This window comes from Methanosarcina thermophila TM-1, from assembly GCF_000969885.1.
Taxonomy (GTDB): Archaea; Halobacteriota; Methanosarcinia; order Methanosarcinales; family Methanosarcinaceae; genus Methanosarcina; species Methanosarcina thermophila.
On the sequence record NZ_CP009501.1, the window covers coordinates 497,170 to 509,444 of the forward strand.

12 protein-coding genes are annotated in these 12,275 nt (G+C 43.2%); 2 read left to right on the forward strand and 10 right to left on the reverse strand.

The window, feature by feature from the left end:
• The first annotated feature begins 303 nt into the window (after positions 1 to 303).
• Positions 304 to 1,788 carry a HEAT repeat domain-containing protein gene (locus tag MSTHT_RS02150; RefSeq protein ID WP_052721802.1) on the forward strand — a complete coding sequence of 495 codons (1,485 nt, stop codon included), beginning with the start codon at positions 304 to 306 and terminating at the stop codon, positions 1,786 to 1,788.
• A gap of 95 nt (positions 1,789 to 1,883) precedes the next feature.
• On the opposite strand, the gene MSTHT_RS02155 is transcribed toward MSTHT_RS02150, so the two are convergent.
• A complete protein-coding gene (locus MSTHT_RS02155; RefSeq protein ID WP_048166371.1) occupies positions 1,884 to 2,246 on the reverse strand; it encodes a YbjQ family protein in 363 nt (120 codons plus the stop codon).
• 344 nt (positions 2,247 to 2,590) lie between these two features.
• Here MSTHT_RS02155 and MSTHT_RS02160 point away from each other — a divergent pair, with 344 nt between their 5' ends.
• On the forward strand, positions 2,591 to 4,114 hold the full coding sequence (locus MSTHT_RS02160) for an aminoacyl-histidine dipeptidase (protein WP_048166372.1): 1,524 nt from the start codon (positions 2,591 to 2,593) through the stop codon (positions 4,112 to 4,114).
• Positions 4,115 to 4,393: 279 nt separating this feature from the next.
• Here MSTHT_RS02160 and MSTHT_RS02165 read toward each other — a convergent pair whose 3' ends face one another.
• From MSTHT_RS02165 to MSTHT_RS14260, 9 genes are all read right to left on the reverse strand, one after another.
• A complete protein-coding gene (locus tag MSTHT_RS02165; protein WP_048168311.1) occupies positions 4,394 to 4,900 on the reverse strand; it encodes a YqhA family protein in 507 nt (168 codons plus the stop codon).
• A gap of 394 nt (positions 4,901 to 5,294) precedes the next feature.
• Positions 5,295 to 6,338, reverse strand: a complete 1,044-nt coding sequence (locus MSTHT_RS02170; RefSeq protein ID WP_048166373.1) for an AI-2E family transporter — start codon at positions 6,336 to 6,338, stop codon at positions 5,295 to 5,297.
• Positions 6,339 to 6,455: 117 nt separating this feature from the next.
• Positions 6,456 to 6,641 carry a hypothetical protein gene (locus MSTHT_RS13660; protein ID WP_052721803.1) on the reverse strand — a complete coding sequence of 62 codons (186 nt, stop codon included), beginning with the start codon at positions 6,639 to 6,641 and terminating at the stop codon, positions 6,456 to 6,458.
• The gene (locus MSTHT_RS02175) at positions 6,629 to 7,168 is read right to left on the reverse strand and encodes a bile acid:sodium symporter (protein ID WP_197071758.1); all 540 of its coding nucleotides are present in this window, start codon (positions 7,166 to 7,168) and stop codon (positions 6,629 to 6,631) included. The genes MSTHT_RS13660 and MSTHT_RS02175 overlap by 13 nt, the downstream gene beginning before the upstream one ends.
• Before the next feature lie 105 nt (positions 7,169 to 7,273).
• Complete coding sequence (locus MSTHT_RS02180) at positions 7,274 to 7,801, reverse strand: LURP-one-related/scramblase family protein (RefSeq protein WP_048166374.1); 528 nt, start codon at positions 7,799 to 7,801, stop codon at positions 7,274 to 7,276.
• Positions 7,802 to 7,951: 150 nt separating this feature from the next.
• Positions 7,952 to 8,920, reverse strand: coding sequence for an HAD family hydrolase (locus MSTHT_RS02185; protein ID WP_231588153.1), 969 nt, complete (start codon positions 8,918 to 8,920; stop codon positions 7,952 to 7,954).
• 2 nt (positions 8,921 to 8,922) lie between these two features.
• On the reverse strand, positions 8,923 to 10,413 hold the full coding sequence (locus tag MSTHT_RS02190) for an arylsulfatase (protein WP_048168313.1): 1,491 nt from the start codon (positions 10,411 to 10,413) through the stop codon (positions 8,923 to 8,925).
• A gap of 27 nt (positions 10,414 to 10,440) precedes the next feature.
• Positions 10,441 to 11,733: an anaerobic sulfatase maturase gene (locus MSTHT_RS02195; RefSeq protein ID WP_048166375.1), complete on the reverse strand. Its 1,293-nt coding sequence runs from the start codon at positions 11,731 to 11,733 to the stop codon at positions 10,441 to 10,443.
• A 177-nt stretch (positions 11,734 to 11,910) separates the two neighbouring features.
• The gene (locus MSTHT_RS14260) at positions 11,911 to 12,060 is read right to left on the reverse strand and encodes a hypothetical protein (protein WP_156149692.1); all 150 of its coding nucleotides are present in this window, start codon (positions 12,058 to 12,060) and stop codon (positions 11,911 to 11,913) included.
• Between the last annotated feature and the right edge of the window lie 215 nt (positions 12,061 to 12,275).

The following is a 12,275-nucleotide window of genomic DNA, read 5'->3' on the forward strand; positions in this document are numbered from 1 at the left end:
GTTTTGTAAGACGTTTTTAATTTCAGATACAGGAAAGCCGTTTTTTCTGGAATAAAGGGCGTTATTCTACGCCCATTCTTTAATTTAAATTAATTAAAGCATATATTTTTCAATTTAAGTGATTATTTAACCTTTTATAACTTAGTTTACTTAATAAAATATTCTGAGACTATTTCTGCCTAATAACTTTCAAATTTATACATTCCTGTTTTAAAGCAAAATAATCTGCGTTATCTATTCTCGCAAAACAAAAAGAAAGTTTTTTAAATAGCGGTTTTTATAGAATTTTGTGGCGTTTGGCAGTTGGTCGACCAAGAGAAAATTCACAATCAATGTCTAAGCAAGGATCCAAAAGAGCGCATACATGCGTTAGAGCAGTTAGAGAATTTTTTCTCATTGATACCAGATAAGCAACAGGCATGGGATGATTTACATAGACTGACTAGCGATGAAGACAGTGATGTGAGATTCAGTGCTGCTAAAGCTCTTGGTTCTGCTTTTTCTCAAGTGCCAGATAAGCAACAGGCATGGGAGGATTTACATAGACTGACTAGTGATGAAGACACTCTTGTAAGGCGTTGGGCTGCTGAAGCTCTTGGTTCTGCCTTTTCTCATGTGCCAGATAAGCAGCAGGCATGGGATGATTTACATAGATTGACTAGTGATGAAGACAGTGATGTGAGATCCTACTCAAATTATTCTCTTGCGAGAGTTTCAATATTTATGGCATCACAGGCAGAAACAGATGAAGATTACAAGAAAGAATTAGAAAAGGCAATCGAATTTTTCGAAATTGCAGCAAAGGAAGCATATTACTTCTATAATCCTGCTCAATTTTGTCTTCCTTTTTATCGCTCATTTCATACAATAATTTTCAAAAAACAGGAAGCTAGAGAAGAAGTGAACAGATATCTGGAAGAAGCTAAATCTGCAATTAAAGGCTCAGAGAGCAAAAAACTACTCTTTGAAGCTGTTCAAAACCTTGCAGAAGCATTAAAAGAAGTTCACAATCTAGAAAACTTGGATTTAGAGGCAAAAAAAGGAGAGCTTAATTTTTATAGGAAATACTGTGATCGCGCTGCAGAACTAATGAGATACACTGACGATAAAGCGCCATTTGCGACAAAAGTTCTGAGAAAAGGGCTGCCCTTTTTGGACAGGAATCTAAAAAAGATCCTTGAAGGAATTCAAAAGAAAGCAAAGATTGCGTGCAAGGAATCGAAAGGTACTGCTACAGAAGAAATTGCATGCACTATTAATAGCGAAATCCAAAGATGGGAAATCAGCAGCCAAGAAGAACTGGCTTTTAATCTTGAAAACTTGATTTTCACTTTAGAGGCTAATACTCCACGTAGTCCTCAAAGTAACTTAATTCTAGATAGAATTAAACAAATTCCTAAGCAAAAAGATGTGGCAAAACAATATGGGATGTTAAATTCTGTATTTACACTTATCATCAAGTTATCCAAAGAACAAAAATTACAAGAGATAGAAGAGAAAGTTGACAAGATAAGCAGCAAACTTGAGGAAATGACAATTTCCCTTAAGCCTGGAATCAGTGAAGAACTTATTATACATTTTGGTCCTATTACTCAATGGGGGGGAATTGAATACACTATGAATATACCTTTACAGGATATTTCTTATCCTGAGCTAAAGGAGGATCTTCAAAAGGCAGTTGGGAAAAAAATAGACAAATTATCCAAGCTTCCTGAAAAATTAGCTCGAAAAGTAAAAGGTTACTTATTACTGAAAGGCAGAGAAGACATTATTAAGCAGTTAACTTAAAGTGGGTTATCTCTAGATCAGTTAATGATAATAAAATCTCTGTAGCTCGTACAATTAATAATCCAGATCAGAGCTGATATAACTACTATTTTCCTTCAACTGAGCCGCACCGGATTTGCTTGAGTTTCCTCCTTCTCAACCACGACCGCTGTACCATATGCGAGCAGCTCGGTCATTGCCTGACCCATCTCTGAAGAATCAAACTGTACGTTTATTACTGCGTTTGCCCCAAGGGCTTTTGCATGTTCCTTTAATCGTTCAAGTGCCTGTTCACGGGACTGGTTCAGGAGTTCCGTATACTCATGGATCTCTCCGCCGATAATTGACCTTAGTCCAGCAGTTATGTTTCGCCCGAGCCCACGGCTCCTCACGATTAAACCCCACGTAAATCCAATGGTTTTTGTGATTTTATAACCTGGCAAGTACGGCGTACTTACAATAATGATATCGCTGGTCATGGTATCCCCAGTATATTGGTTAATTTTGGATTTTTGCAAAGGACTTATTCAACTCTTCAATTAAGAAACTATCTGAAAAGTGTTAAGCTGGATAAAGATTCGGGCAGTTTCAGGTTTACGCCCCTCAACAGCCTCAAAATGAACAGAATAACCCAATAGAATTCTGAAAACCAGATAGATAATATAGCTCTGAGATATATAGCTCTGAAATATCGTTCAAACTTATTCAAGCTTCATGACAGATTTCAATAAATTATAAAAATATGTGATGCAGTAAACTAAACTGATAACTGCTTCTAACTACCGCTGAAAGACAACCCGAAAATGAAATAAAATTGATCCCTATGCACCCGAAAACTAAACAGATACTTGAAGTCTTTGAAGAAATCAATAAAATCCCGAGGTGTTCAAAGCACGAAGCACAGATTTCCCTCTGGCTGCAGGAATGGGGAAGGTCAAGAGGCTTTGAGGTAAAAGCCGATTCTTTAAACAATGTGCTTATAAAAGTCCCTGCAACGTCAGGATATGAGAATTCTCCCACAATCACTCTGCAGGGGCATATGGATATGGTCTGCGAAAAATTAAGGGATAGCAAGCACGACTTTTCAAAAGACCCTATCAAATGCGTTTACGATGGAGACTGGCTGCGAGGAGACGGGACTTCCATAGGCGCAGATAATGGGATTGCACTTGCTATCGGGCTGGTGCTGGCAGAGGCAGGGAAGAAAGGAGAAATTGGACATCCGCCGCTTGAGCTGCTTTTTACGGTAGACGAGGAGACGGGGTTGACTGGCGCGAAAGGGCTTGAGGCTTCTTTCTTTGAAGGAAAGATACTTCTGAACCTTGACTCCGATGGTGAAGGCGTTTTCGTAATCGGGTGTGCAGGAGGACAGAATTCATTGATTACACTCCCTGTAGAGTGGGAGCTTCTTGACTTTAAAGAGGAAAGTTCATTCGAGCTTTTCAGGCTCTTGGTTGAAGGGCTGGAAGGCGGGCATTCTGGGGTTGCGATCGATAAGCAGCGTGCAAATGGTATACAATTACTCTCTCAGGCACTGGCAGAGCTCAGGAACAGGCTGGGAACAGAAAATTTAAAGCTTATTCTGATAAACGGCGGCAGTGTCCATAACGCAATCCCCAGCACTGCCGAAGCTTTTATCGCACTCCGCAGAGATAAGCTCGAACAGGCAGAGGAAGTTGTTTCAGTTCTGAAAAAGGCATTCCAGGCTGAATATGCAAAGACCGATCCAAGACTTATCCTGAGCCTTGAAAAAATTGGCAGGGAAATAATTTTTGAAGTTGCATGGGGTAAGAGACCTGAAGAGGAAGCACCCCATATTTGGGTCCTGTCAGCAGGTACTGAAGAAAAGCTGATACAACTGCTCCTGGGATTGCCGCATGGGGTTTACAGGATGTCGGAGAATATCCCGGGGCTTGTCGAAACCTCAAACAACCTCGCAACGGTACGGACAGCTGGAAATAAAATAACGATAGTATCAAGCCAGCGAAGTTCCAGCAATTTCAGGCTGGCTGAAATTACCGGAAAGGTGGAAGCTGTGGCAAAGCTCGCAGGCGCCAGGATTGAACATGAGCCCGGATATCCCCCATGGGAGCCCGATTTTGAATCCGAACTGCTCATGAAATGCAAACAGGTTTATAGCAGAGTTTTTGGGAAAGAACCTGAAGTTAAAGTGATTCATGCAGGGCTTGAGTGTGGAATAATTGGTTCGATACATGAAGGGATAGAGATGGTTTCTTTCGGACCAACGATTAAAGACCCTCATTGCCCTTCAGAAAGAATCTTCATCCCTTCTATAGAAAATGTCTGGATTTTCCTGGAGAACCTTCTAAGCAGTTACCGTTGTTAAATCCTCATTCAGTTCTAAGCTGTTCTCTCACCCTCAACTCGGTTTCACGACCAACATTTGCTATTCTCTGATCATTTAAAAAAGCCATACTGAAAGCTATACTGAAAAAGAGAATCGAACTGTTTTTCTGCAAAAGAAGGCTTACACTCCTTTAATTAGAAAGGTTATTTGTAAGTAATTTATATGTAAGAAATTTATTAAAGTTTACTGAAAATTTACCCGCCAGAGAAATAAGCAGCAAAAATAGAAGCAAATTATAGTTTTCAGGCATTCCTCTTCTTAGCTAGTCTGCTCAGCTGCGTCTGAACGCACTTTCATGAAATAAGCCAGAGCTGCAATGAGCAGGGCATAGCCTAGCCCGTATACAGCAAGGTTACTATCATTTTTATCAAACATAACACTTAAGAAATTTACTGCGATCGCGGCAATGGTGAGCCCTACAAGGTTTAACTCCAGTTCTTCAATGTTATGCGTTTGCAGCCATGGAGATAAAGCAAGAGGCTGAATAAGTAATTCATAAAACCCAAGTGATGTGATAAAAAGCACTGTACCTACCAGAAAGAGATGAACAATCTCCACAATTTCAACAATGATACTTCCCTCTATTTCTGTTCTCTCTATTCCGTAAATCAATTCGTTTATGAAATAGAAGAGTTCTATGCTGCCTTTAACAAACAGCACAACAGCCGCGATAGCCAGTCCGATTATCGGAACAAGTACGAAGAACCGCATCCCAGCAATAAATTTACCTATTTTTTCTGCAGCACGCTTAATTGGTTTGACCATAATCCCTCACTCCTTATTTTTACTTAATAAGTAAATCTATTGCTTACGGATCGCAGTCGGAAATGTGAATCCGATTGCTTTATTCAGTCCTTCGTTTCTATCTTTATATCAAGAATCATTGTTTTCCTGTTTGACTGACAGTTTTGTGACTGCCAGTTTATGACTACTTTATTATAATTATCTTGTTTATACAATTAACCATTTTATTATAATTATATTGTTTATATATTTTACTATTACAACGCCGTCTCACGGCGATTAACTTTGAAAAAATTAAGTTGTGCTCGGAGAGCGGACTCTCTGGTAAACCTGATTTTATCATTATCAGGATCTACAGCTCTTTAAGGTCGCTTCCCATAATTTAAAAAGCGCTCCTGTCTGTTTTTTCCTGGTTTTATTCCTTACTTTCACCCGATTCCATCAGTTCTGCCATCCAGAGTGTATTATCGTAACTTTCAAGGATCATTTTAACAACCATGGTAAGAGGTACGGCTATAAGTGCACCTGGAGGACCCAGCACAAAAGACCAGTACAGTAAAGAGAGAAACACGATCGATGTAGATAAATTAAGGCTCTTTCCTGCAAATGATGGAAACACTACACTTTCTACGAGCTCGTTTATAAGCCAGATTCCTGCGAGGATTATAAGCGCCCCAAGAAGCCCGTATTTGAATAGCGCAAGCAGTACAGGAGGAAAAGCCGCCAGAATAAAACCAAGAAATGGAATATAACCAAACAGGAAGGTCAGAAAACCCCAGAGAACTGCAAAATCAATTCTTCCAATAAGGAGAAGTATGGTCGTTCCAATGCCTGCAATAAGATTGATTTCAGTTCTGATAAGAATATAATTTACTACTTCTTTGCCAAGTTTGATAACCCGTAAAATCAGGATTTGTTGAGTTACAGCTCTCCTCTGTATCCTTCTCAGAGCGCCTGCAGCATCCAGAAGTAAAAATGTTGTGGTAATGATAATGAGAGATGTTGTTGTGCCAGCATTCAGAGCACCCGTAAGAATTCCTGCACTCAGACCAAGCAAAAATACTGCTATATCACGCAGAATTTCTTCAAAGGATGACTGATCGGATACAGGCATATAGGGTTCAAAACCCTGAATGAAATTCAGAAATTGGGTTTGATAGTCTGGAAACTGCTCGCTGAGCTGAAGCAGGGACCCTGCAACAAGAAGAACTGTGCTTGTAGCAATAATAATAAAGAATGCAATCACCAGACCTATACTTATTGGGCCAGGCACATTCCTTCTCTCGAACCAGTTGACAAGAGGAGCAAAGATCAGAAAGGCAAAAATTGAGAAAAAAATAGGCACAAGTATACCTGAAATCTCCCTCATCCCGATTGTCAGGATAACCACTGCTGTGCTATAAAGCAGAATTCTGGCAGGCAATGGGTAATTATCCATACTGGTTTTATCCGTATTCATTTACGCCCCCGAATATTTTCATATCCATTAATAGCATTCGGTTAATACTATAAAAAATATTCCAAAAGTTTGAATTTTCTTATTCCATCCAAGTTAGGTGATCGGTTTTTTAGCTTTCTACATCTCCTCCAGGATCATGACCATTACGTTCGGGTCTGTGAAATTGAGCGTGGCAATTGCCAGGGCTGCCGAAAGGTTGCGCTGGGCAGTCCCGAGGGCGAGCACTCTCCTTATAGGCTTTCTGGATCTTCCGAGGAAGTAGCCTATAACAAATGAAACAAGCACAAAAACTACCGCCGCCATAATGCAGTGCTGCCGATAACACCTATAAGTTCAGAGAAGTAGACCACGAAAAAAGCCACGAAAAGGACAAGCAGGGAAAGGTTGGTAGCCTGGGTCATCAGGGGTAGAAGTCCGTTAGCCACCTCTTCATACCTTGTCCTGATGAACAGGGCAGTTGCAAGTGGGAGCAGCATCAGCAGGATAAGGGACTTTGCTATATCCCAGGGATTGATTGTAACCCCTGAGAGCAAAAGTGGCAGGACTATCGGAACGTAAATAATAGTCACTACCATCAGGAGTACCATCAGTCCAACTGCAAAAGAGGCGTCACCCTGTGCCACCTGTGCAAGTTTCGGAAGGAATGGGGCTCCAGCGGAAGTGCCAAGAAGGAAAAGTCCGATGGAAAGCCCTTCGGAAAGCGGGAAAATAAAGAGTACTCCAAGAGCGAGCAGCGGGACGAGTAAAAAATTGGCTGCCAGCGGGAAGATAACCAGCTTCCTGTTTTTCAATGGGACGAGTATCTGCTGAACTGTAAGGGAGAATCTCATGCCAAGCATGCTGGAGAGAACAAAGATCAGAGTCGCAAGGACACCAAGAGTTTGAAGGAAGTTAAAAAGGAAACGGTCTCAACCATTCTTCTCTCCCATCTCTTTTCAGTCATGCACCATCTGGTCAAGTGCCGCAGTAATTGCCAGGATCAGAGCAGCGTCCTGTCCAGGAGAAACCTCAACTCCATAAGTATCTCTTATCCGGAACCATTTTTTCGAAATCTCTGCAACTTTTTCCCTCCCTTCCTTGATCTCATACTCGTGATCTAGGATATTTCCCTGAATATCCAATTCAGGTCCATTTGAGACTTCAACTTTAAATCGGTCTCGGAGAGGCGAAATCAGGGCTTTTTTAATTGTTGCGACTGTTTTTCCATCCCTATCCTCTATCTCCATCGTATCCTTTATCCTGAGAAGCTTCTCCTTGAGTTTATACACTTCATTTCCCTGCACATCTTTGAGGATCAGAGTGTCGCGAATCCTGAGAGCTTTACCATCAACATAAAATACCCGCTCTCCAGCTTCATTTTCTATCCAGTAGTCGTCTCCGATGGTAACAAGTTTTTCGTGCATTTTGTAGCGTTGTATGCTTTCTTCCCCACGGTCCCTGAGACCGCCCATGATTCTCCTCATCAAAATCACTCCCTTTGTTTACTAAATTCACTTACCTACCTTGCAGTTCTATTTATTTCGTTATAGACCAGAGAAGGACTGTAGTCCCTTTCATCCTGTTTCCTGTGATTTTCATGCCTTGCGCCTTCTTGAGCATTGAAATGAAATATCTCAGAACACAGTCTTCCAATCATCCTTCATGCTGACCACAACCCAGCCCCGTTCCTTTGCCATCTGTAGCGTCTTCTCGCTTCCCTCATCGTAGGCGTACTCTCGCTTTGCATCGTCATGGCGGAGCAGCAAAGATAGAGAGCGAAAACCGCTTTTCTGTGCCAGCCACAGCATGTGCAGATCTCCATCCGAATTGCCGGCAGCCAGGATGGGCTTGCGACCAATATGCAGTTCGATATTGACCGGCTTTCCTGCTCCGTCGTCGATGGGATCAACCAGACCTCTCCTGCGGAAAATCACTGGTCCCTCATCAGTCATTCGGGTCTCAAATGAGATGTTGCTGCCGATAACTCGCTCTCTTGGGATATTGTAGATCTCCTCCGAGATCACACGCATAAAGCTCATGCCGCCACCAGATGCTAGGTAAACTTTAAAGCCGCTATCGCCCAGGTAGTGCACAAGTTCAACCATAGGCTTGTACGTCAGATCTTTGTACAGCATGCCAAAACGGGGATGTTTGGCAGTCTCCAGGAACTCTTTAGCCATAAGCATGAAATCGTCCTGAGACATGCCGGCGTGAGAATCAAAGACCATCTGCATCAGCAACTTAACATCGCCGCCAGCATGGGGATCAAGCCTGAAAAAGTAAGTCAAGTCGCCCGTTGCCGCTGCCTTAAAATGTGGCTGATCCAGAAGCGCAGGGTCTGCCTCAGCCAGCTGTTTCAGCCGGTCTATGACAAAGAAAACCTGAACATAGACAGGCTTCTCCACCCACATGGTTCCATCGTTGTCCAGAATGGCAATTCTCTCGGTTTCTGGCACAAAATCAGTGCTCTCAGGATTTGTGGTGGCGTTTACATAACTGATGATTGCTTTCTTAGCTGGTGTTTCGTTCCATAATGAGAGAATTCCGGACATTATCAATTCCTCTTCTCGCTGGTAAAAGCTGAGGCTTAACCTGTCCTTCAACCTCAGGTGCTCCCGATTCCATGCAAGAGTTTTTCCATTACCCGATCAACGGTAAAGCTAGCTGCTTTCTGGCGCGGAGGGAATTCTTTAAACGTTGCCAGAAAATCACCAACGACACTCTGGGCAGGCACCAGCAGGAAGGCATGATCGAGAAGCCAGTCATAATAGGTATTTGAAGTCTGATCCGCCCTTTCATAAGGATCGGTGCGCAGGTTGAATATTTTTGGTATGCGCAGCGGGACAAAAGGTTCAGCCCAGACCTGGAGCGTGCCGATGGCGCGCTGCTCCATAAAGACCATTTTCCAGTTATCGTACCTGAGAGCTACCAGGTCTCCATCGTCGGAGAAGTAAAAGAATTCAGTCCGTGGAGATTTTTCTTCCTTCCCAGTCAGGTAGGGAAGAAGATTATAACCGTCAAGATGCACCTTGAAAGTTTTATCTCCTGCTTTGTAGCCTTTTTTGAGTTTTTCCTTAATATCCGGCTCTCCTGCTGCTGCAAGTAAAGTGGGCAGCCAATCAAGGTGGCTCACAATCTCGTTAGAAATTGTGCCTGCAGGGATCTTGCCATGCCAGCGCATTACCTCAGGAACACGGAAAGCTCCCTCCCAGCAGGAGTTTTTCTCGTTACGGAATGGGGTCATGGCTGCATCGGGCCATGAGTTCATATGTGGTCCGTTGTCCGTGCTGTAGATAACAATAGTATCATCCGCAATGCCTATTTCGTCCAGCAGGTCGAGAAGCACGCCTACCTGCCGATCGTGCTCAATCATGGCGTCATGGTACGCGGATTGCCAGCGCCCCGACTGTCCCCGTATTCTTTCCGGGATGTGAGTCCTGAAATGCATTCTTGTGGTATTGAACCATAGAAAGAACGGCTTTTCCGCTTCATGCTGACGTTTGATAAAATCGATGGCTGCATCCAGAAATTCTTGGTCTACTTCTTCCATTCTTTTTCTGGTCAATGGGCCAGTATCCTCGATGCGACCATCGGCATAGCTATGGATTACACCCCTTGGACCAAAATTCTTCCGGAAATTAGGAAAGTCTTTTTCAGGTGGATAATCGCGTAATTCAGGTTCCTCTTCAGCATTCAAATGGTAAAGGTTGCCGAAGAATTCGTCAAAACCGTGGTTGGTAGGCAAATATTCGTCCCGATCCCCGAGATGGTTCTTTCCAAACTGACCTGTGGCATAACCCAGGGGTTTCAGCAGTTCGGCGATTGTAGGGTCTTCAGGCTGAATTCCTACTTTGGCTCCTGGCATTCCCACCTTGCTCAACCCTGTACGGAAGACGCTCTGTCCTGTGATGAAAGCAGCTCTCCCGGCAGTACAGCTCTGCTCCCCGTAAGAGTCCGTAAACCTGATACCTTCGTTAGCTATCCGGTCAATATTCGGTGTTCCGTAGCCCATCAGACCGTCGCTGTAGCAACTGAGGTTGCTAATGCCAATATCATCTCCCCAGATGACCAGTATGTTTGGTTTCTTTTCTGTCATTTTCCTATTCCCCATTAAGTCTTATTTCTATCCACTTTTCCCCTGACCGTGACAGCGTTTGAACTTTTTCCCGCTTCCGCAGGGGCAGGGCTCATTGCGTCCGGTCTGCGCAAAGGCTTCTTCTAGGGCTATAACTCTCATAACTTCGGAAGCCGGATACCCCCTGCGTATCAGACCTGCCATGAGCTTCATAGGAAAATCGATATGATGGAAGAAAGCTTTCCAGCCCTTACAAAGGTAGTTCAGACCAGATTCCCCGGTAGAGGTGACAAGAAAGCGATTCTTTGGACATTCTCCCATACAGGCGAAAAGCACATCACATTCACAGCATACCTTTGGTAGGGTGTTACGTTTATTCTTTCCAAACCTGTACTGCTTTTCCGAAGCAGCAAGTTCAGAGATCTCTTTCTCCATAATATTGCCAAGCAGGTATTCAGGCTCTACAAAATGGTCGCATGAGTAAAGATCCCCATTGTGCTCCAGAACAAGCCCAGCTCCACATGTTTCTTCAAAAACACACATGCCTGAAGGCAGCCCTAGCCATCTTCGTACAGAAGCCTCAAAAGTCTGCACAAAGAGTTTTCCCACGTCATTTCTTACCCACTCGTCAAAAATGCGGCTAAGGAAGCTCCCAAACTGTTCTGGTTGCACCGAACGGTCTGAGACAGTATTCCCTTTCTGGTAAAGGGTGTATCCTTCCTCATTGATTCTCTCTACAACTGGAATAAATTGAATCCAGTCTGCTCCTGCTTCATCTCGCAGGAAGCGGTAGACCTCAAGCGGATGATCGGCATTTATCCTGTTTACTGTTGTAAGGACGTTGTATTCCACTCCGTGTTTTTGTAGGAGACGCAGCCCTCGCATGACCCGGTCAAAGCTCCCCTCCCCTTTTTTATCCACCCTGTAAATATTATGCAGTTCACGCGGACCATCTATGCTGATCCCTATGAGAAAATTGTTTTCCTTAAAAAACTGGCACCATTCATCGTCCAGCAGAGTGCCGTTGGTCTGCATTGTGTTTTCAAAATTCATGCCCGGTTTTCTGTACTTTTCCTGCAGTTCGATGGCACGCCGGTAAAAGTCTATTCCCATCAGAGTTGGCTCACCTCCCTGCCAAGCAACGGTTACCTGCGGGCTGCGGTGGGCTGTGATGAGCTGCCGGATGTAATTCTCCAGCACTTCGTCTGACATGCAGAACTTGCTACCTGGATAAAGAGCCTCTTTATCCAAAAAATAACAATAAGCACACGCCAGGTTGCAGATTGAACCGGTCGGTTTTGCCAGCACATGGATTCGAGGAGGTAGATAGTTTTGTGTCATTCCCACTCCCTTATAGGATTGTCCGCAAGCCATGTGACTATGGTTGCATCATGCAGATTAATCAAATTCTGCTTGCTCAGCTCTTGAATCATGCTCACTGCCCTTTTTAAAATCCTGAAAAACCCGGGTTATCGTGCTCTATTCTTCAACAGACTGCGCTATTCAGAGGTATGTAAATTAATCAAGCTTGTTTTTCTGGGTACTATCAGTCTCAACCTGTGTGCCGGGATTTATTAAGTGTCTTATCACAGAACCGCTTACCAGGCATCTACCGTTATATTTCTCTGTCAACCCCCAGCTGTCCTCGAGATTTCCCAGGCTTGGCATTCAATAATCCCCCTTTATATAATTATTCTTTTATATATCACCCTATTCATATTGATTAATTTTGTCGGGTCTGTTGAGGAGGATTATTCTTTTGGATTATCCATTAAAAAATCAAGAATACTTTCCTTCTCCAGTCAACCCTATTTTTCTTTCAAGACTTAACCATAAGAAAACTGCCAGTCATTGCCCTGATCAGAAAATGTAATGCGAAATCA